The organism is Methylobacterium pseudosasicola (assembly GCF_900114535.1).
GTDB lineage: Bacteria > Pseudomonadota > Alphaproteobacteria > Rhizobiales > Beijerinckiaceae > Methylobacterium > Methylobacterium pseudosasicola.
Map to the genome: position 1 here is coordinate 1 of NZ_FOTK01000004.1, position 20753 is coordinate 20753.

A 20753-nucleotide genomic window follows, 5' to 3' on the forward strand; every position below is an offset into this window, starting at 1 on the left:
CTAGATGTTTGGTCCCGGCATTTGGTGGAGCGGGTTTGACCTGAAGCGGCTTGGCTCGGCGGACCATGCCTTGCAGATGGCCTCGTAGGGCGTGAGGCCACGCAGGGTCTTCAGACGGCGCGCGAAGTTGTAGGCGCTGACGAAGTCGGCCAAGTGAGCGCGGAGCTGTGCATGGCTGTCGTAGTGGTAGCGCTTGACCGTGGCGTCTTTAATCGTGCGGTTCATCCGCTCGACCTGACCGTTGGTCCAGGGGTGACGCGGCTTGGTCAGCCGATGGTCGATATCGTTGCGGGCGCAGGCGGACTCGAAGCTGTGGGCTCGGAAGGTCTCGCCGGCTGCGATCGCCTCCTTGATGATGGAGGCGGCCGAGGCGACGTTGCCGGGCGTGGTGAAGTGGGTGCCGTTGTCGGTGAGCACTGTGTGCACCTTGTAGGGCACGGCCTCGATCAAATGCCGAAGGAAATCACCGGCAACACGCCGGGTGGCTTTTTCATGCAGCTCCACGAAAGCGAACTTGGTCGTGCGATCGATGGCGACGAGTAGATAAAGCCGATCTTCGGCCGTGTGGACCTCAGCCAGATCAATGTGGAAGTAACCGAGTGGGTAGGCCTTGAAGCGCGACCGCTTAGGCTTGTCTCCATCGACCTCAGGCAGTCGACTGATGCTGTGGCGCTGTAGACAGCGATGAAGCGACGAGCGGGTCAGGTGCGGGATTGTCGCCTGGAGCGCGTAGAGGCAGTCATCGAGCGGCAGGAGCGTATGACGGCGAAAGGCGACCACGACCGCTTCGTCCTCAGGTGACAGCACCGTCGACCGCGGATTTTTGGGACCCGTGCGTTGGTCGGCGACCGAGGCCCGACTCCTCCACTTGGCGACCGTCTTCTGATTGATCCCGTAGCGCTTCGAGAGCGCCCTCAGGCTCGCTTGACTATGCTGGATCGCTCGACGGATTGCCTCAGTCGTCGTGGCGCTGCCGTGAAGAACCTGGCCCATAGTGCGTCCCTCCACTCCGACGTGAAGAGTGCACCATCAAACCCTGGGATCAAACATCTAGCTCGTCGGCGGACGTAGAAACCCAGCTCCCCATCGTCGTCAGTTCCGCGAGGGTTGGGCCGTCAGGCCGTCGAAATCGCATCCCTTGCGGGCGCAGAGGACCTCTCGATGGACCTGGCGTGCGTAGCCGCGCGGCGGCACCACGGTCGCGGGGGGGGCATGATATCCCGCCGCCTCGCCAGCTCTGCCTCGTCGACCAGCAGGTCAGGTCGGTGCCCCGCGACCGAGATGCGAATGCGGTCGCACGTCCTCACGAAGGCGAACGTCCACGCGATGCCGCGTGCGGCGTCACGTGGAGCGAGATGGTGCCGTACTCCTGGAGCGGGCTGTCGGCGTGGAGGTCCTGCATCGTCATGCCTACGGAACCCAACACGACGAGGCGCTTCCTGATTGGCAGGAGGCGAGCGAGGCGTTTTCCCGGCAGCTTGCGACCTGCCAGCCTTGAGCCGGCGCTCCGCGACGCATCGGCGACCGGGGCCGGACCGAGCGGCGAGACAGCTGCGCCGACAGCCGCGTCGTTGGTCACCCATGCCTCACCTCCGCTTGATCGACCCCTTTCGCGGGTCTGCCCGGGCCGGCCACTTGGGGGCGCAAAGCGTACGATGGCGGCAATCCGTACCCAGGCGACGGTTCGCGTCGAACAAGGTGCCGTACGCGGCCGCTCCGATGTCGAGGACGGGTCGCATGTCTGCCAACCGTCCATCGATCGCCGCCGGTCGCTGACACCGCGCGGGGATCGACCTTGGCTGCTCGCGCCTTTCGCGTCGTGCCGACCGCCGGCCTTAACGCCCCGGGACGCGGCGTTCGACCCGGCGTCTAACGCGCTTGCGGATCGGTGCGGCGCGCCGGAAAATCACGGCCAAGCGATTCGCCGGCAGTCCCGTGGCGTGCTGGCATCCCCGGAGCATTCATGTCCGATTTCGACCTGTTCGAACACCGCCTCGCGACGACGGCGCAGGGCGTCCACTTGTTCATGCTGGCCCGGGAGGTTCGAGCCGACCCGGCGAATCGCTACTGGCGGGCGCCGTCGGGCAACGGCAACGCCATGACTGCGGGAGACGAGATGGGGGGGCTGCGCGACGACCTCGAGCGTCTGGAAAGCGGGTGGTCCCTGGCCCGGGACGACCTGGCCGGTGCTCCCCGCCTCGAGGGATGGGGCATAATCTTCCGCGAAGGCGAGCTGCTCTGGCGTCTCATGGGCGATCCGCGCGACACGGGGCGCGACCTCCCGAGCGTCGCGGAGGGTGAGACCCTATGTACGATGCAGGTCTTGGCCGTCGACGACGGCTTCACCTGGGCTCGGGATAGGCGAGGCTTCTACAGACTGGGCCAGCCCCGGGGTTGAGCCCTCGGTCGGCGCTTCCGCGCGCGTGTCGGGGGCGGACGGGCGCGGACCGTCATCGGATCCGGCGTCGACGATCGGGCCCCGTGCCGGAGCTCTGGTGCGCCATTTTTCGGTCCGATGCTGCATGCGATGAGGTTCGGTCGATTATATGCATGGCGCGCGGTTGCGCACGTCAGCCCAATCCGCGATGGACAACACATCCACCGAGTGATGTGTCGCTCGGCAGTGTCCGGCGCGGGGCGCATTGAGTTAGTCTGCGGATGCGATGCGATGGCGAATATCCTGCGTCCCGCCAAGGAATGGGAGCACTGGAGCGTTCGCCCAGCTACGCTGCTGCACCATGAGGAACCTGAATGGCAGTTTTCCGAGGTCGAGTACGGTCCAGGGGGTGCGTGGGACGTCGTCACCACGTGCCTGCACATCGCGTCTCATCCAGATCCGATCCGTCAGCGCCTCGGATCGGCGCGGACCCCTTTTCGAACCGTCGCCCCGAGCGCGGCGATAAGCGCACCCGGCGATCATCTGACGGGCGCTTGGGAGGGGCGTGGACGCGGCCAGCACGTCATGGTCTCACCGATATTCGTCGCGGCCGCCTTCGAGCGCGATGTGGATGCCACGGCCGTTCCCAGGCGGCGCTTCGCCTACCAGCGGGAGTGTGACGGCGCGGATACGATCATCCGCAACCTGCTCGGAGCTATGTCCATCCACATCCGCGACGGGAATCCGGGCGAAGCCGTCTTCATGCAGACGATCGTGCTCGCGCTGGTCCATCATGCCTTGCCCGCTCCGTGGACCAGGGCAGAGTTCGCCGCCTCGCGCGGTGGTCTTTCCCGACATCAACTCGCCATGGCCATCGACATGATCGAGGCCCGGCTTCTCGGTCGGCCTAGCCACGTCGAACTCGCGTCCGCGCTGAACGTCAGCACGCGCTATTTCTGCCGCGCATTCCGACGCTCGACGGGCCTGTCGCCGCATCAATTCATCATCAAGCGTCGGGTGAGCCTGGCGCGCGCGCTCATCGAAGGAAGCGAGCTATCGCTGACCGAAGTCGCCTTTGCGGCGGGCTTTGGTCACCACAGCCAGATGACCGCTACTTTCCGGCAGGTTCTCGGGATACCACCGTCGCACTTCCGCAACAGGCGGTGGGGACAGGCCTGATCGCAGGGACGTCGGGTTCCCGTTTCCATAAATCCGTTCCCGATCGTGAAAGCGCGACGCCGCATATATGATAAGCCATGTCGAGATCTGCGTTCATGAGATAGGCTTGGTGTCCAGGACAATTTAAAATCGCGATCCTGGAAGTCACATCCTGCGCTGTGTCAATCGAGCTGATTTCGCCTATGTTTCAACAAAAACGCGTCGATAACGCGTCGATTAAGCTGCTGTCAGCCGAAGGCGCCCGGTGTTGACCAGCATTACGGCGGATTAAATGCCCAGCCAAGAGAATCAATCGCGGATGCAGCTGCTCGCAGAGATCGCGGAGTCTCTGAACGTACCGATCTATGTCTTCTTTAATTCAAGCGCCAGCGCTGAAAGCGGTCCATCCGAGATCGAGGATGCCGAAATATTGAATCTGTTTCGAAGAATGAAAAACTGACAGACTAGAAGATGTTGTATTGATCTTTTGCGTTGTATCTCCACATCTAAGGCCGGATGCGGTCGCACGCAGACATTTAATACAAGCCCAATAATCCGCACCGATAGCGGATCTATCGCAATCATATTCACGCCCAATGCGCTTCATGACGTCAACATTATTGTTGTTTGCAATAATGCTGCTGGCCTCGACGAGATTCCCTACGCATTCTCGGGGTAAGAACTTGGGTTCGGCCCCCCCGCACGGCCATCGGTTATCCAAAGCCGTCCACAGCCGTCCACAGCCGCACGCGTCCAGCCACCAGCGCGCTGGACCAGGAAGCGCTTATCCCCTATAATTCCAATATTCGAGGATTATGGTTTCATCAGTTCCTCCGGCGCCCGTCGGCGGCATGGCACGCCCATTCGCCACGCTCGGGCCATCTCGCGTCCAGGTCCGCCGCGCGACCGTCCGGGTCGGTCGACCGCCGGGCCGGAAGGGGGCCCGGGGTCTGGCGGCCCATGGCACGTCCGCGCGGCAGGGCCGACCAGCATCGAGGATGCTCTAGGGCATCCCACCCGGATCCGAAGGCCACGTTTTCCGGGAACGCCTTACGAAGTCAACCACGACGGTCCCGTCGAAGCCCGGCGTCCCCGACGCGACCCAACCAGGGCCGCCGTCTCGCGCCCGCGGGCGTGCCCGGAGGAGACCGTGACGCTGCGGTCCGCCGGGCCGGCATTCCGCTCCATCCATGTTGGCGCCGGCCGACCACGGGGGCGATCCGGTCGCGTCCGACCGCGACCGCGACGGCGGCCCGTCGCGACGGCGGTCGGTTCGGCCAGACCGGCGCGGCCGCGAAACCTGTCCCAGCGCGTCCGTCTCGCCGGCGAACCCACTGCCGCTTGCCGCTGCGATCCGGGCGTCCCACCGCGCCGGGCCCGGCGTCCACGATCGATCACCGGGAGGGTCACATGAAGCCTGGATCCGACGCGTCGCCGGCACGCCGACGCGGGGCGGCGCCCCCGCCGGGCCGCGCTTGCCCCGGCATGGTATCCTGGCGGGGCCGGGCTCCGTCCCGGGTCGCGCCGGCGCCGATCACGATCCCGGGCGATCGAGACCGGGCCGTCGGGCTGCACGGACACCTCGCCGCCGCCATCGCGACGTGCGACCGAACCCCATGCGGGAACGTCGGCGCGTCCCTCGCGAGCGTCGTCACGGGCGATGCCGTCCGCCTTGCACGCAGCGCGGGCGCCACGGCTTTTGTCGCCCGCGCCCACGCGACCCGCGCCATCCCGCCGCGGCTTCCCGGGCGGGCCGGTCCGCCGTCGGCCTCGCTTGGGCGCGGGAGCCGCCCATGACGAAGGGATCCGGCCGAGGCCGTCCACCCCGGCGGCGTGCGGCGCGTGGGTCGGCCGCGTCGGCGTTCCTGGCCGCGCTGGCGGATTCGGCGCGGGCGGAGGATTTCGGTTCGGCCATCGACGCGCTCCTACAGGATCCGGCGCTGCCGCACGCCGACCTCGCCGGCGCGGCGGTCGCCCTCGGCGAGGCGGTCGATGCGATCGGGGGGCCTCACGTCTTCCCGGTCGACGGCCCGGCGCTGGTCCTCGTGACGGTGCCGTCGGCGGCGTGGGTCGCTCCCGTCACCAGGGTCGTGCGCTGCCACGTCGCCGCGGCCCGGCGTGGCCGGCGCCGGGGCATGGGGGACGACGGCTCGCCCGCATGCGTCCCCGGCGATGGCGCGACGAAGCATCCCACGCCCGACGATCGCGCGGCGGAGGTGGCCGAGGCGCTCCGCCTCGGGCGCCTGGTGGTGGGCGTGTCCCAGGACCCGGCGCGGCTGCTGCCCGGGAACCTGGTGCGTGGCGCGGAGCGCCGGATAGCGCTCGCCCCCCTCGATCCGGATGGCATCCGCCTCGCGGTCGAATCCGCGACGGGGGAGGCCACGCGATGCGCGATCCCGGAACGCCTCGCCGGGTCCTGCGAACCGGAGGACCTGCTCCTCGCCGTCCATGCCCTCCGCGGCGCTGACGGATCGATGGCGCGCCTGGAGCGGCTCCTGTCCGACAAGCTCGCGACGGCCGGCCACGGACCGCGCCTGGAGGACCTGCACGGCTTCGGGGACGCGCGGGAATGGGGGCTCGCCCTCCTGGCGGATCTCCGGGCCTGGAAGGCGGGGGGCCCGGGAAGCCCCCGGTGGTCGGACCTCGAATCCGCGATCCTGCTCTCGGGGCCCCCGGGGGTCGGGAAGACGGTCTTCGCGGCGGCCCTGGCGCGCAGCGCCGGCGTCCCCCTGCTGGCGGGCTCGCTGGGGCAATGGCAGTCGGCGCGCGACGGCCACCTCGGGCACACGCTCGGCGCCATGCGCACCTTCTTCGAACGCGCCCGGCAGGCCCCTTGCGTGGTGCTGATCGACGAGGCGGACTCCTTCGGGTCCAGGGACGCGTTCAGGGGGGGCCACCGCGACTACGGCGTCCAGGTCGTCAACGCCCTGCTCGAGCACTTGGACGGGGCCACGGCAAGGGAAGGCGTGGTCGTCGTGGCGGCCACGAACCTTCCCGACCGGCTCGATCCGGCGCTGCTGCGCCCGGGCCGCCTCGAGCGCCACGTCCGGATCGGCCTGCCCGACGCGGACGCGATCGCGGCGATCCTGCGCCTGCACCTCGGCGAGGCGCTCGCCGACGCCGACCTGGCCGGCCTGGCCGCACGGCTGATCGGCATGACCGGCGCGGCCGTCGAATGCGTCGTGCGCCGCGCGCGCGGCGCCGCGCGGCGCGAAGGCCGGCCGCTCGCCCCGTCCGACCTCGTCGGGATGGTCGCGGCGGCGCGGCCTGAACTGCCGCGGCAGCTCAGGCGTCGGGTCGCCATCCACGAGGCTGGCCACATCGTGGCCGCGGCGGCGACGGGCGCCCCCGGGCCGCTGTCCGCCTGCATCGACGCCGACGGCGGCGCAGCGTGGGTCGGCATCGGCGAGCCCCAGGGCGCCGCCGGCGAGCCGTGGTTCGATTCTCGCCTGGCCGTGATGCTGGCGGGGCGTGCGGCCGAGGAAGTCGTCCTGGGCGACGTCAGCGCCGGCTCCGCCTCGGATCTCGAGGGCGCGACGGAGCTCGCCGTGCTGATGGAGACGCGCCTCGGCTTCTCGCCGCGGACGCCGCTGGTCGCGTTCGCCGCCGCGGGGCCCGCGGAGGCGCTGCGGATGCCGTGGGTGGCGGCCGCGGTGCACGAACGGCTGACGGCGGCCTACGACCGCGCGCTCGACCTGATGCGCACGCACCGGCGCGAGCTGGAGCGCGTCTCGGACCGCCTGTTTCGCAGCGGGAACATCGGCGACGCCGAGATCCGTCGCCTGCTCGGCCGGCGGTTCGGGCGCGCCGCGGGTTGGGTCGGCGGACGGCATCGGTGACCGGGCCGGGCCGGCACCCGTTCGGCCGTGCAGCCGCGGCTTGTGGATACCGGGGATGGGGCCCCCTCCGATGCGGATGCCGCATCCGCGTCCGAAGGCTCCGCCATCCCAGTCATGGCCCCGAGTGAACGGATTCCGTTCAAATCGTCTTTCGTATCGCGCCATCTTTTCGATCTTCTCGGCAAGTAGATGACGGTATGCTGCGCGCGGATAGACCAGGGCCGCGCGGAGAGTTCGATGTCCCGGCGCGCGCGATCTGCTTTCACGTGTTCGGCCCGGCGCCGGTGCGCGGTCCCGCCGGGGGGACGTGTCCTAGATTCTACATGGCCGCGGATCCGAAGGGTTACCGGACCGTTGGGGACTTCCCTCGAATGCGTGCCTGTCCGGTTACGCCGTTTTGGGCGCGCCCCGACGGCGGCGGCGCGCGCCGCGAGACCTGCTCAAGCTTGGCTGCTATAGTTCGATTATTGCGGAACTAAAGAAACAAGGAAGGATGACATCGGATGGCGAAGGTCGGATTCTTCTCGGACGATGAAACGGGCGAGCTCTGCGCCCGGCTGACCTGCCTCGGCTTGGCCGGGACCGCCGGAAGCGCGATCCTGGCGGTGCCGGAGGCGGCCGTGGGACCGGCCGACGCCGCACCCCCGCGCGGCGTGTCGGTCGTCGGCCTCGTGCCACATGCCGATGGGCGGGGCCTCGGGCGGCTCGTCGCCGAAACCGGTCGGTCCGGCATCGACGTGGTCGCGGCCCTGCCCCTCGACCGCCTCGCCGACGGCGCCGTGCGCTGCCTGTTCGACGTCGCGGTCACGGTCGGCGGCGGCCAGGTCCAGGCCGCGCGCGCCCTGAGGGCGGCGCGCTACGAGGCGAGCCCGGGGCCCGGGCGTACCCCGGCGGTCCCAGCGTGGTTCCTCGCCGGATCGGACCAGTCGATCCTCGCGACCAAGGCGAGGCTGTCGAGCGCGCACGGACCGCGCCTCCCGTTCGCGACCCGCGCCTTGCCGATGGTCCTCCCGCGCGGAACGCGTTGCGGCCGCGAGGGGCTGCTGTCCTGGCGGCCGGGCGACCCCGTGCGCGCCACGGCCGCGTTGCTCGCCGCCCTGGCGCTGGCCGTCGCCGCCGACCCCGCGGCCGCGCGGATCGAGGCCGCCGACCTGGCCGCCCTGATGGCCGCCGGGACGACGCCGGAGGATCGAAGGCTGGCCGGGCGGCTGGTCTCCCTCGCCGAGGCGTACGGCCGGACGGCCGACGGCCCGGACGAAGTCGGGCCGGACCGGTCGCGCGGAGCGTCGCGCGACCGGCGGCTCCGGCCGACGCGCCCGGCATCGGCCACGTCCGGCGACGCCCGGGCCCCCGCGCCCCGCCCGGGGCGGGTGTACCGGTACTGAGGGCGAACGAGCGACCACCACATCGACCAGCGACGGAGGATCGACATGAGCATCGGCAAGACCATGACCCGGACCGCGGAGCGCGCCGGAGCGACCGGCGGGACGGCGCGGAACGCCCCGGACCGTCGGCGCGTCGGGGGGACGGCACGGCGGAGGCCGGTCGACCCGCGGTCCGTCGCCCGGTCGTCGCGAGCCCCGGCCAGGCTCCGGGCCGGTTCGATCCGCGAGTTCGACGACTCCGAGCTCGATCCCGCGTTCGACGAGTTCGGCGACCTCGCCGAGCACGTCGACGGGTTGGCCGTCCACATGCGGGACGTCCTGGCGCATCACGCCCTGGCCGAGTCCGGGACGGACCTCGATTGAGGGAGGCGACGGGGAACGGCTCACAGGCCGGACGCACACGACCGGGAGAGACCGCATGCAGACCCGCTTCGCCTTCGGCCCGTCCTCCGCGCCCCTCGCTCACGGGGACGCGGCCCGGCGCCCGCCGTCGCGGACGCCGTCCCGCGGCGGGACCCGAGGACGCGCTGCCGGGGGCGTGGGGGAGCCGGACGCGCTCCTGGTCTTGGACATCGAGACGGTCCCCGACGCCGCGCTGCTCCCCCCCGAATGGCCGGCCGACCGGTTTCCCAAGAACGCCTGGCATCGGATCGTCGCGATCTCCTCCGTCACGGCCGACATCCTGCGGTGCGGCGATGGCCGCGAGGGTTACGCCGTCACCGCGTGCCGCAGCGGCGGGAGGAAGGACTGGGGCGAGGCGCGCCTGCTCGACGCCTTCTGGCGCTTCTTCGAGGCCGGCCGTTACAGGGTGGTCACCTGGAACGGCCGGGCCTTCGACATGCCGACGATCCTCGCCCGGTCGATGATTCACGGGATCGACGCGCCGGCCTGGTTCCGCCGCGGCACGAAATGGGATGGCTACCGGCATCGGTTCGCCCTCGACTGGCATACGGACTTGATGGATGCGACGTCCGAGCACGGCGCTGCCCCGCGGATGACGTTGGGCGAGGCGGCGGCCGCCCTCGGCCTGCCCGGCAAGCTCGGGGAACACGGGTCCGAGGTCGCGGCGATGATGGCGGCGGGCGAGGCCGACAGGGTCCGGGCGTACTGCGAGACGGACTGCATCAACCTCTTCGCGCTCTACCTGCGCTGGGCCCACCTCACCGGGCGGGCGGATGCGGCCTCCCACGATCGGGCGATCCTGGACCTCGCGGACTACCTCGGGCGCGAGCGCGGGGCGCGGCCGCACCTCGGGCGCTTCAGGGATGCCTGGACGGCCATGGCCGACGGGAGGGCCATGATCGGACCGCTCGCCTCGGCGAGGGGCGGTCCGCCCGTGACGGAAGGTGACGCGATCGATCGCTGACGGTCCGGCGCGGCTGGTCGGCAGTGAAACGCGCGACGCCCTTCCAGGCCTGCGGCCGCCCCGCCTCCGGCCAGGCGCCCCCGTGCCGGGGATGCCGCTGAGGATGTCCGCTCCGGCTCGGATCGCCTCGGGGTGGGCAAAAGGACGATCGCGGGCCAGGCGCGCGGGCTCCGATGCGGGCCCCGCCATGCTCCCCCAGGCCTCGCGTCTAATCGGCTCTTCCCGGCTGGCCGAACGCCCGTCGGGCGGGCGCCCGACACCGGCGGGGTGCTTGGCGTCGGCGCCGCCGGCCGCGTCCCGCTCCGGCCGCCCGGATGCCCACGGAGCGACGGATCCCGCCGGGTCCAGCGCGAGGGCGCTCAACCGATTCTTTCCGACCGGCATGGCATTCTTCCGCGGAGGCCGCCCCTGCCGATGATCGACCGCCCGCCACAGGAGTTGCCATGCCGCGCCAAGCCGACCCCCGGAAGGCATACCTCGAACTGCACGCGGCGAGCTGGCGGGTGGTCGTGTTCGTGCCGGCCTCCGTCCGGGCGGCGATCGGGGCGACGAAGCTGGTGCACAACCTGGGGACCGACAGCCTGCGCGAGGCCAACGTCCTGAAGCGGCCGCACGTCGACCGCTTCAAGCGTCGGATCGCGGCGGCGCTGGCGAACGTCGGGAAGCCGGGCGCGGACGACCTTCACTTGGCGGCCGAGCTCGCGAAGGTGGCGCGCGAGCTCAAGCGCGACGGCACGGCGGAGGAGTGGAATGACTTCGACGCGGCCGTCTACGAGCGGCATGCCCAGATCCGCTGGAAGGACTCCCGCTGGATCCCGGTCGTCGATCCCGAGCTGGGGCCGACCGAGGTCGAGCGGGCGCTGCCCGAGCAGACCGAGAAGGCCAGGCTGTTCTCGGCGGTCGCCCATGGGCGCGTCACGCCCATCGACATGAAGCATGAGGAGTACCTCAGGAGCCTCGACGTCAAGGACCGGACGCTGGCGGACGACACGCGGGCCCTCAGAATGCTGAAGGCCTGGTGCGAGCGCCACCAGACCCCGGCCACGGTGGAGGCCATCGACATCGCCGCGGCGCACGCGTTCGTGGACGAGCTCGTGCTGGGCTCGGGCCTCGATCGCGTGACCTGCAAGAAATACGTCGGCCGGCTGTCAAGCTATTGGCAATGGATGGCGCCGCGGCTTCCAGCTGCCGCGAGCGGGAACGTGTTCGCCAAGATCGTCATCCGCGGCTCGAGGCAGAAGTCCAAGGCCAAGGAGCGGGCGTTCACCGACCGGGAGGTCGCCGACCTCCTGCTCGGCCCCGCCACGCCGCACATGCTCGACCTGATGATGATCGGTGCGTTGACCGGCGCGCGCCTCGACGCGATCGTCGACCTCAAGGTCGCCGACACCGACCACGACTGCCTTCGGTTCAAGGCCCAGAAGCGCGAGACCCACGCGCGGTACGTCCCCGTCCATCCGGACCTGCGCGAGGTGGTCGCGAGGCGTGTCGCCGGCAGGGGGCGGGACGCCGACCTGTTCCCCGAGTGGCCGCCAGTGAGGAAGGCGGGCTCCATGCGGGAGCGCAGCTTCAAGACGTCGAACCATTTCACGGCCTACCGTCGGACGGTCGGGGTGGAAGAGAAGGTGGACGGCAAGCGGCGTTCGCTCGTGAACTTCCATTCCTTCCGGCGCTGGTTCATCTCCCGCATGGAGCAGGCCGGCGTGGCCGAGAACATGATCGCGGCGATCGTCGGCCACAAGCGGGGATCCATCACCCTCGACGTCTACAGCGAGGGGCCGACGATGCGCGCGGCCCGCCGGGCGGTCGCGCGCATCAAGCTGCCCCCCCTCGACGGAAGCGCGATCAAGGAGGAGATGGGCTTGCGCGCACCCTAGCGGTTCGAATCTGACACTCGGCATCCGGTCTCGGATGTCGGGCCGGGATGATCCATGTTCCCCACGCCATCGTGGATCGAGCGAGGGAACTCGCGCACCGGCTCGTCCGGGCATGGGGCCTCGCGAACGTGACCCCCGAGTCTTCTCACCGCGAGGGCATAGGTAAAATACGAATTCGAGATGGCTGTGATAGGGCGGCCGTATCGATCGGATCGCCGTACCGTCGGTGCTGGAGGATCTTCGACAGGAAGGTCTGGGCGCGCTCGGAGCGGGGGCTGCCGAAGAAGTCCTCCTTCCGGGCGTCCTCGACGATCTCGCCGCGATCCATGAAGATCACCCGGTCGGCGACCTTGCGGGCGAAGCCCATCTCGTGGGTCACGACCATCATGGTCATGCCCTCCTTGGCGAGCTCGACCATCACGTCGAGCACCTCGCCGACCATCTCGGGGTCCAGCGCCGAGGTCGGCTCGTCGAACAGCATCACCACCGGGTTCATGGCGAGCGCCCGGGCGATGGCCACGCGCTGCTGCTGACCGCCCGAGAGCTGGCCCGGGAACTTGTCGGCATGGGCGCTCAGGCCCACCCGGGCCAGCAGGTCGAGGCCGCGCTTCTTGGCATCCTCGGCGCTGCGCCCCAGCACCTTGCGCTGGGCGATGGTGAGGTTGTCGGTGATCGACAGGTGCGGGAACAGCTCGAAATGCTGGAACACCATACCGACCCGGGAGCGGAGTTTTGGCAGGTTGGTCGACTTGTCGATGACCTTGGTGCCGGCGACCGTGATCTGGCCCTTCTGGAACGGCTCGAGGGCGTTGACGCACTTGATCAGGGTCGACTTGCCCGAGCCCGAGGGGCCGCAGACCACCACGAACTCGCCCTTGGCGACCTTCGTGGTGCAGTTCGTCAGCACCTGGAAGTCGCCGTACCATTTGCTGATGCCGTCGATGGCGATCATCGTCTCGCCGGGCGCCGCCGCGGGTGCGCCGTAGACGAGGCCGCCGGGCCGCAGGCCAGCATCCTCGGGGGCGTGGTCCGCATCGGCGATCGGCGTGGTGACGGCGGTCTCTGGCATCGGCGTCGCGGTCATGGCGTGGCCTCCCGTGGGCATGTTCGACTAGCGGATAACGGCGAACCTGCCTTGCAGGCGGCGTACTAGGAAGGACGCCAGGAAGCAGATCGTGAAGTAGACGACCGCAGCAAACAGGTACATCTCCACCAGTCGGCCATCGCGCTGGGCAATTTTCGATGGAGCTCCCATGAAGTCGGTGAGCGACAACACGTAGACCAGCGAGGTGTCCTGAAAAAGTATGATCTTCTGGGTCAGTAGTAGCGGCGGCATGTTGCGGAATGCCTGGGGCAGGATGACGCTGGTCATCGTCTGCCAGTAGGTCATGCCGAGCGCCTGGGCCGCCGCCGTCTGTCCCTTGGGGATCGACTGGATGCCGGCGCGCATGATCTCGGCGAAAGACGCTGCCTCAAACGCCGTGAACGTGATCAGCGCCGAGGAGAACGCCCCGACCTGGATCGGGGTCTTGGAGCCGATGGCATAGGCGCCGATGTACGGTACCAGGAAGTAGAACCAGAAGATCACCAGCACGAAGGGCACCGAGCGGCACAGCTCGACGTAAGCCTTCGCGAGGTGCCACAGTCCGGGGATGCCCGAGAGCCGCGCCAATGCGATCAGCGTGCCGATCACCGTGCCGCCGACCGCCGCCATCACCGTCAGGGATAAGGTGAAGACCATGCCCTGGCCGAACAGGTAGGGCAGCGAGGTCAGGATGACGCCGAAGTCGAAGTTCGAGAGCATGGGAGGCCTGCGCGGTCGCCGTTGGCGGGTCGGAGGGAAGATCGGCTCAGCGCTGCCCGGGGATCGCGATGAAGCGTTCCAGGAGGGTCGCCAGGGCGACGACGGCGAGGTTGATGATGATGTAGAGAACGGTCGCGGCGGTGAACGCCTCGAAGACCTGGAATGAGAATTCCTGCATCGAGCGGGCGGCGGCGGTGAGCTCGACCACGCCGATCGTCAGCATGACGGAGGTGTTCTTCAGGTTGCTCAGGAACTCGGAGGTCAGCGGCGGCAGGATGATCCGGTCGGCATTGGGCAGCAACACGTAGCGATAGGTTTGGGCCGTGGTGAACCCCATGGGCGTGCCAGCCATCCGCTGCCCGCGCGGCAGGGCCTGGATGCCGGCGCGCACCTGCTCGGCCACGCGCGAGGCCGTGAACAGACCCAGGCAGAGCACGCCGGTGTAGAACGGCGCATACGGAAGCTGCTCGAGCCAGTCGCCCGTCGCAGTCGGCAGGACCTCCGGCAGCACGAAGTACCAGAGGAACATCTGCACGAGCAGCGGGACGTTGCGGAACAACTCGACGTAGACGGTGCCGACCAGGTTGGCGGTCTTGCTCGGCAGCGTGCGCAGCACGCCGATCACCAAGCCGACGCTGAACCCGATGGCCCACGCGCACAGCGCGGTCAGGATGGTCCACTTGAGGCCCGTCAGCAGGGTCTGGGTGTAGGTGACACCGCCTTCGGGCGAGAGGTCGAAGAAGATGGCCGAGTTCCAATTGTAGTTCATGGCCCCGCCCTGCTGGATGACCCGGTGGCCGCGGTGGGCGCCATCGTTCGCGGCGTCCGTGGTCGACCGCCGATGGTCGATCGCTCTTCCCATTCATACGTCCATAGGTAAAATACGAAGACAGGAAGGCTGTGATAGGCGAGCAGTATCGGTCAGATGATCAATTTCCGCCTGATCCGGCACCTTTGGTTGTTTCAGGCGGTTGCCGAGGAGGAGCATTTCGGGCGCGCGGCCAAGCGCCTGGGGATGTCTCAGCCACCCTTGACCGAACAGATCCAGGCGCTTGAGCAGGCGCTCAAGGTCAGGCTTTTCGAGCGCAACCGCCGCGGTGCGCAGCTGACCCCGGTCGGATCGGCCATCCTGCCGGCGATCCGCAAGCTCGCCGAACAGCTGGAACGTTTGGAATTCGCGGTGCACGAGGCCGTCGCCGGTCAGACCGGGACGCTGACCATCGGGGCGATCAACGCGGCGATCGTCAACGAGCTGCCCCCGTTGATCCAGCACCTGCGCGGCGCCTACCCGCAGCTCACCATCTCGGTACGGGAGATCGATAGCGTCGAGGCTGTGCCGGCGTTGGTGGCCGGGGACATCGATATCGCGTTCGCCCGGTTGGACGGCGACCTCGGGCCGGACATCCACACCCATCTGATGGCCGAGGATTGCCTGGCCGTGGTCCTCCCGCAAGGTCACCCGTTGGCGGGACTCCCGCAGGTGCCGCTACGCAAGCTGGCGCATGAGGACCTCACGATGGCCGCGCGCCGCGGCAGCCCGGTCTACTTCGACCACATCATGGCCGCCTGCCGCGCCCATGGGTTCTCGCCACGCATCATGTACGAGGTCCGTTCGGTCACCTCGCAGATCGCCCTGGTCGGTTGCGGGCAGGGCATCGCCATCGTGCCGTCGAGCTTCGAGCCGCTCGCCACCGCCAACGTGGCCTTTCGTCCCTTGGCCGAGACCATCAGGATCATCTCGATGGCATTGGTCTGGTCATCGGCGAGGCACAATCCACTCGTCGAGGAGATCGTCCGGATCGTCTCGGGCCCAGGCATCACTTCGGGCGGCCCCGGCGGTTGAGGTCCGATGTTCGATACCGGGGCCGCTGGTCTGCCGGAGATGGAAAACGGTCGGTCGCTCATCGCTCGAAGGAAATGAAATGGCTGGCTGCCCCTCCCACTGACGGGATGTGAGTGACGAGATGTGGTCGCTGCCGAAGCTGCCACGCGGACGCGTTGGCCGCCCCCTTGGGGATTGCCGCCACCGGCCTTGATCCAGCCAACAGCATCTTCCGGATTCAAGCCGTCGACGCAGCCGCCCACGTCGTCGTTCCCGAGGCCTCGGGGCGAGCGTAGGTCGCGCCGTTCTCCGCGAAGCCGTCGCGACGCCGGGTCGGCATGGAGGCGTGCGGCACGGCGCACCGCTGGGCCCGGGAACCGGCGCATCTCGTCCATGATGGGAGGTTGATGCGGCCGGCTTATGTGAAGCCACACGCGCAGCGCGGCAAAACCGCTGCGAACGTTGCCGCCGCCATCCGCGCGGCGGTGACGCGCCCGACCATGCGGTTCGTGCAGGTCAAGTCGACCGAGCGGCAGGCCGCGCTGGCGCTGCACCGTACGCGCGACCTGCCGGTCAAGCAACGTACGCAGTTGGAGAACATGACCTACGGCCTGCTCGCCGATTTCGGGATGGCGCGGGGCCTGCGCCATGCGCTCGAACTGGCGTCCCGGCTCGTTGATCGCGTGGATGGCTTTCCGGACTCCGATGGTGACGAGGGCAAGCCTATCCGGCTCCCCCTCGATCACGAATTGCGTCAGTTCCGCCCCGATCTCTCCGGCTGGGAAGATCAGGTCGCTGGCCACGGTTGACGGCCCACCACCGCCGACCAGCACGGGGCGTTCGCTCGCCGGGACGGCTTGTCGTCCGAGGATAAGCCCGACCCGGCCAAGGGTTTGAACTTCGTGGCCAGGGTCCGTCCGGACTGAATCGGCGTCCGTTATTTGGCCGAATCGGACTGGGCGCGTCCAGGCCAGGAACGATGCGGTGGAGTGCGGGACGGTCGCAGTGAGCGGCTCCGGCGCCGCGCCCGTACCGAAGACGGACACTTCGACCGGACCTCCCGTTCGCTCCTGATTGCTGCGCCCGGGCGTATGGTGGGGGGTGTAGCCTGTCGGGGCGCCGGCGTCCGTGCTCCCAGTGCGACAGCGGGCGCGGAAGCCGTCGCCGCCGGCAGCACCGTATGAAACGGCATGATGTGTGAAGCCGTCATATTGAGGCATTTCTCGTTCCGGTCGTTGCTGATCACGCCCGTGTGATCGACGACAAAATGCTCCCTCCTTGGCGGATATAACTTCTATCATTTGATGTGTTTGTGCGATTAAACATTAATTAAGGGTCTATATACAGTATTTGCTTAGGCGTTCGTGTCATCTGAAGCCTGTCCGCTGAGTTCGCGGGGCCAAACGTCGCCCCGCTGTCGAGCACCCCTGCAATTTCTGGAGTCGATGGTCATGTTCGGTGGAACACGCACGCACGCCGATCACGCGGCCAAGCTCGATGCGCTCGACCGGTCGCAGGCGGTCATCGAGTTCCAACCTGACGGAACCATCCTCACCGCCAACGCCAACTTCCTGACGGCGATGGGCTACACCCTGCCCGAGGTGCGGGGGCAGCACCACGCGATGTTCGTCGAGGCGGCGCAACGCGACAGCGCCGAGTACCGCGCGTTCTGGGACGCCCTGCGGCGGGGTACTTTCCAATCGGCGGAGTTCAAGCGCATCGCCAAGGGTGGCCGGCCCGTGTGGATCCAGGCGAGCTACAACCCTGTGCTCGACCGTACCGGATCCGTCGTGAAAGTCGTGAAGTTCGCCGCCGACATCACCGCGCGGAAGATGCAGGCTGTCGATCTCGACGGCCAGATCGCGGCACTGCACCGCTCGCAGGCGGTGATCGCCTTCGATCCCGCCGGCACGATCCTCGATGCCAACCGCAACTTCCTCGACGCGACGGGCTATCGCCTCGACGAGATCCGGGGGCGGCATCACAGCCTGTTCGTGGACGCCGCCGAGCAGGCGGGCGAGGCCTATCGCGGGTTCTGGGCCAGGCTCGCGCGGGGCGAGTTCGCGGCGGGTGAGTTCCGGCGCTTGGCCAAAGGCGGCCGTGAGACCTGGATGCAGGCGACCTACAATCCGATCACCGATGCGGACGGGACGGTGTTGAAAGTCGTGAAGTTCGCCACCGATGTCACCGCCCAGGTACAGGAACGTCAGCGCCGTGCCGATGCGCAGCACACGATCGGCGCGGACCTCGACGCGATCGGTAGCGCCGTCGAGGACGTCACCCGGCAGACAGCGGAGGCCGCCGGCACCGTCGGACAGGTCTCGAACGACATCCAGTGCGTGGCCTCGGGGGCGGAGGAGCTGTCGGCCTCGGTCGGCGAAATCAGCCAGCAGGTCAGCCACGCCGCGCGCATGGCCGGCGAGGCGGTCGAACAGGCTCGGCATACGGGGAGTATCGTGGCAGGGCTGAGCGGGCAGGCGTCGCAGATCGGCGATGTGGTCGCGCTGATCCAGGGCATCGCCTCACAGACCAACCTGCTCGCCTTGAACGCTACCATCGAGGCGGCACGCGCGGGTGCAGCGGGCAAGGGCTTCGCGGTGGTCGCCACCGAGGTGAAGGCCCTGGCCGAGCAGACCGCCAAGGCGACGGATCAGATCCGCGGGCAGATCGCGGCGACGCAGACGGCGACCCGGGAGGCGGTCGATGCGATCGGCTCGATCCAGGTCACGATCCGGGGTCTAGACGAGGTCTCATCCGCGATCGCGGCGGCCGTGGAGGAGCAGTCTGCCGTGACGCGGGAGATGTCGGGCAGCATGCACACAGCCGCGCACGGCGTGACTACGATCGCCCGCGGCATGGAGGCGATCGCCCGGGCGAGCGAGCAGGTCGATGCTGCGACGCGGCAGGTGCGGGAAGCTTCGCGGGCGGTCGCCTGACGATGGCCCAGACCCCTGATTCGGCCACCGCCGCCCTTGCGCATGACTGGGCACGTTTGTCGGAAGTCGGCGTTGCCGTGCGGCGTAGCCTCGACGATGCGCTCGAGGAACTGGTGCGCGCGGCGATCGAGAATCCGACTGAGTCCTACGCGGCGAGTTGCGCCCGCATCGACCGGGCGTTCGATGACCGGATGGCTCCGTATCGGAGCCTAAGCTGGGCGATGGACCAAGCCGCAACGCTGCAGCATGCGCTGAAGGAGGGGTTGCGCCATCTATCATATCGATCCGGCAAGGGGTCTATGCGTGCTGGCGCAGCAGACATGGGTTTCCCCGTGGTGGCCACCGAAGTGAAGGCGCTGGCCGATCAGACCGCTGCGGCGACGGATCAGATCCGTGGCCAGGTCGTGACGACGCATGGGGCGACCCGGGAGGCAGTCGATGCGATCGGTTCGGTCCAGGGCACGATCCGGGGGCTGGACGATGTCTTGGCCCCGATCGCTGCGGCGGTGGATGAACAGTCTGCGGTGACGCGAGCGATGTCGGACAGCCTGCACCCGGCGCATGGCGTGACGACGATCGCCGGTGGCATCGAGGCGATCGCTCCGGCGAGCGAGCAGGTCGATGCGGCGACGCTCCAGGTGCCGTAAGTGGCGCGCACGGTCGGTTGAGGACCAAACCAGGTGTCCAGCGCAATCATCGCGTTCCGCCGCAAGGGCGACGAGGCATCCGCCATCGGCGACTTCGACGGGGTCGCGACAACGTTGCTGTCCGAGGGGCGCGCGTTCAGTCTCACGACGGCACGGATCGAAGCGATCCTGCTGAAGCTGCGGGCGCAGCGCAGCGAACTGGCCGCGGTGATCGCCGATTTGCAGGTGCGACCACCGAGCGGCGATATCCGGATCGACATGGTCAACGCGAACCTGCGCATCGAGGCGAGCAAGGGGCTCGCTCAGATCGACCGACTCATCGAGCATGCCGAGACGTGTGTTGTGACCCCATGAGCCGATGCTCCGGCCCGTCGCGACCGGGGCTCGTGCCGCTCACGGTGCACCCCGTGGCGTATCGACGGCGATCGATCGTCAGGCACCTCCCTCGATCAATCACGCACCGGCCTTGGCTGCCGCCACGGGCTGGAACGCGCGCACGAAGTCGGCATCGAGGCGACCCGCCATGCCCTTCAGGACGCCGTAGGCCCGTTCGCCGGGCATCGGCGCGCGATACGGACGGCGCTCGATCAAGGCCCCGTAGACGTCGCAGATCGTCACCAACCGCACGAGGTCTGGGATCTCCCGTGCCGGGAGTTGATCCGGGTATCCCGAGCCGTCGAGCATCTCGTGGTGCGAGCGCACGGCCGCCAGCATCCCGTCCTCGAAGCCGGCACCCACCAACATGTGGTAACCGCGCGCCGGATGCGTGCGCATCACCGCCGTCTCCGACTCGGTGAGCTTGCCCGGCTTGTTCAGGATCTCGGTCGGAACGTGGATCTTGCCGACATCGTGCAGCAGCGCGGCCTTCGTCAGGCGATGGCGGTCCGCCGCGCGAAGACCCAGCACAGCCGAGAAGGCGGCGGCGAGAGATGCCACCAGCAGGCAGTGCTGGTGCGTAGCGTCATCGAACCGTTGGACAGCGCGGATCCAGTCGTGGATGCCGCTGTCGCTGACGGCACGCACGACGAGGTCGGTGCCGATCTCGGCGACGACGGGCGTGATCGGTTTGCCGGATAGGAGAACCTGCTTGAGGAATTGCCCGGCCTCGCAGGCGTGCGCCTGCACGGCGACCGGGACCGATCGCAGCGGTGCCCGCATGCGTCCCAACGTGTCGAGGAGCTGCCGCGCGCTCGCGCTCGCGCTGAGTAAGCCGTCCGCGCCCAACACCTGGGCCTGCGCCTCGGCGCGGGCCGCGTTGCCGTGGACGAGGAACAGGTACGGCACACCCTTGCCCCGCACCTGCCCCAGGATCCTGCGGAGACGGATGATGGCATCGGATGTGAGCCGCTCGACATCGCTGACGATCGCCCCGGGATGGGCAGCGAACGGCTCGTCGTCATAGAGGTCGTGGATGCGGCTCGCCGTAGAGGCGCCGAAGTCGCGCGCGAGTCGCTCGGCGCGGCGCAGGTCGTCCGAGATCAGGAGAAGCTCGCCCATACCGCGATCTCAAGGAATATCGTCGGGACCGCCGTCAGGTCCCCG

At 68.6% G+C, this 20753-nt stretch carries 17 protein-coding genes and 2 pseudogenes; 13 read left to right on the forward strand and 6 right to left on the reverse strand.

Going from position 1 to position 20753, the window contains the following annotated elements; all coding sequences use genetic code 11:
* Complete coding sequence (locus BM228_RS05210) at positions 1–993, reverse strand: IS481 family transposase (protein ID WP_092037876.1); 993 nt, start codon at positions 991–993, stop codon at positions 1–3.
* A 310-nt stretch (positions 994–1303) separates the two neighbouring features.
* Positions 1304–1579, reverse strand: a complete 276-nt coding sequence (locus tag BM228_RS33600) for a hypothetical protein (RefSeq protein WP_139234045.1) — start codon at positions 1577–1579, stop codon at positions 1304–1306.
* A 384-nt stretch (positions 1580–1963) separates the two neighbouring features.
* Here BM228_RS33600 and BM228_RS05215 point away from each other — a divergent pair, with 384 nt between their 5' ends.
* The 8 genes from BM228_RS05215 to BM228_RS05245 all read left to right on the forward strand — a co-directional run bounded on the left by BM228_RS05215 (position 1964) and on the right by BM228_RS05245 (position 12002).
* A complete protein-coding gene (locus BM228_RS05215) occupies positions 1964–2398 on the forward strand; it encodes a hypothetical protein (RefSeq protein WP_092037888.1) in 435 nt (144 codons plus the stop codon).
* 270 nt (positions 2399–2668) lie between these two features.
* Complete coding sequence (locus BM228_RS05220; RefSeq protein ID WP_167367661.1) at positions 2669–3556, forward strand: helix-turn-helix transcriptional regulator; 888 nt, start codon at positions 2669–2671, stop codon at positions 3554–3556.
* Between the two features lie 271 nt (positions 3557–3827).
* Positions 3828–3995: a hypothetical protein gene (locus BM228_RS34500; protein ID WP_167367662.1), complete on the forward strand. Its 168-nt coding sequence runs from the start codon at positions 3828–3830 to the stop codon at positions 3993–3995.
* 1333 nt (positions 3996–5328) lie between these two features.
* Positions 5329–7374: an AAA family ATPase gene (locus BM228_RS05225; protein WP_092037895.1), complete on the forward strand. Its 2046-nt coding sequence runs from the start codon at positions 5329–5331 to the stop codon at positions 7372–7374.
* A 503-nt stretch (positions 7375–7877) separates the two neighbouring features.
* Positions 7878–8759, forward strand: a complete 882-nt coding sequence (locus BM228_RS05230) for a hypothetical protein (RefSeq protein WP_092037900.1) — start codon at positions 7878–7880, stop codon at positions 8757–8759.
* 45 nt (positions 8760–8804) lie between these two features.
* The gene (locus tag BM228_RS05235; RefSeq protein ID WP_092037903.1) at positions 8805–9122 is read left to right on the forward strand and encodes a hypothetical protein; all 318 of its coding nucleotides are present in this window, start codon (positions 8805–8807) and stop codon (positions 9120–9122) included.
* A gap of 55 nt (positions 9123–9177) precedes the next feature.
* Positions 9178–10125, forward strand: a complete 948-nt coding sequence (locus BM228_RS05240; protein WP_092037905.1) for a ribonuclease H-like domain-containing protein — start codon at positions 9178–9180, stop codon at positions 10123–10125.
* A gap of 443 nt (positions 10126–10568) precedes the next feature.
* On the forward strand, positions 10569–12002 hold the full coding sequence (locus BM228_RS05245) for a tyrosine-type recombinase/integrase (protein WP_092037907.1): 1434 nt from the start codon (positions 10569–10571) through the stop codon (positions 12000–12002).
* Between the two features lie 226 nt (positions 12003–12228).
* Here BM228_RS05245 and BM228_RS05250 read toward each other — a convergent pair.
* The 3 genes and pseudogenes from BM228_RS05250 to BM228_RS05260 form a co-directional block, all read right to left on the reverse strand.
* Positions 12229–12954 (reverse strand): annotated as a pseudogene (locus tag BM228_RS05250) (amino acid ABC transporter ATP-binding protein); the annotation flags it as partial.
* Positions 12955–13113: 159 nt separating this feature from the next.
* Positions 13114–13806 carry an amino acid ABC transporter permease gene (locus BM228_RS05255; RefSeq protein ID WP_092037910.1) on the reverse strand — a complete coding sequence of 231 codons (693 nt, stop codon included), beginning with the start codon at positions 13804–13806 and terminating at the stop codon, positions 13114–13116.
* A 46-nt stretch (positions 13807–13852) separates the two neighbouring features.
* A complete protein-coding gene (locus BM228_RS05260; protein WP_092038302.1) occupies positions 13853–14575 on the reverse strand; it encodes an amino acid ABC transporter permease in 723 nt (240 codons plus the stop codon).
* A gap of 156 nt (positions 14576–14731) precedes the next feature.
* On the opposite strand from BM228_RS05260, the gene BM228_RS05265 reads away from it, so the two are divergent.
* The 5 genes and pseudogenes from BM228_RS05265 to BM228_RS05285 all read left to right on the forward strand — a co-directional run bounded on the left by BM228_RS05265 (position 14732) and on the right by BM228_RS05285 (position 19565).
* A complete protein-coding gene (locus BM228_RS05265; RefSeq protein WP_092037912.1) occupies positions 14732–15649 on the forward strand; it encodes a LysR family transcriptional regulator in 918 nt (305 codons plus the stop codon).
* Positions 15650–15816: 167 nt separating this feature from the next.
* Positions 15817–16302: pseudogene (locus BM228_RS05270) on the forward strand (IS110 family transposase); the annotation flags it as partial.
* A gap of 777 nt (positions 16303–17079) precedes the next feature.
* Positions 17080–18564 carry a methyl-accepting chemotaxis protein gene (locus BM228_RS05275; RefSeq protein ID WP_092037913.1) on the forward strand — a complete coding sequence of 495 codons (1485 nt, stop codon included), beginning with the start codon at positions 17080–17082 and terminating at the stop codon, positions 18562–18564.
* Positions 18565–18566: 2 nt separating this feature from the next.
* Entirely contained in the window at positions 18567–19211 is a 645-nt protein-coding gene (locus BM228_RS35115; protein ID WP_208611988.1) for a methyl-accepting chemotaxis protein, read from the forward strand.
* Between the two features lie 33 nt (positions 19212–19244).
* Positions 19245–19565 carry a hypothetical protein gene (locus BM228_RS05285; protein ID WP_092037915.1) on the forward strand — a complete coding sequence of 107 codons (321 nt, stop codon included), beginning with the start codon at positions 19245–19247 and terminating at the stop codon, positions 19563–19565.
* A 99-nt stretch (positions 19566–19664) separates the two neighbouring features.
* Here the strand turns inward: BM228_RS05285 and BM228_RS05290 are convergent, their stop codons facing one another.
* Positions 19665–20708 carry an HD-GYP domain-containing protein gene (locus BM228_RS05290; RefSeq protein ID WP_092037916.1) on the reverse strand — a complete coding sequence of 348 codons (1044 nt, stop codon included), beginning with the start codon at positions 20706–20708 and terminating at the stop codon, positions 19665–19667.
* Positions 20709–20753 lie beyond the last annotated feature (45 nt).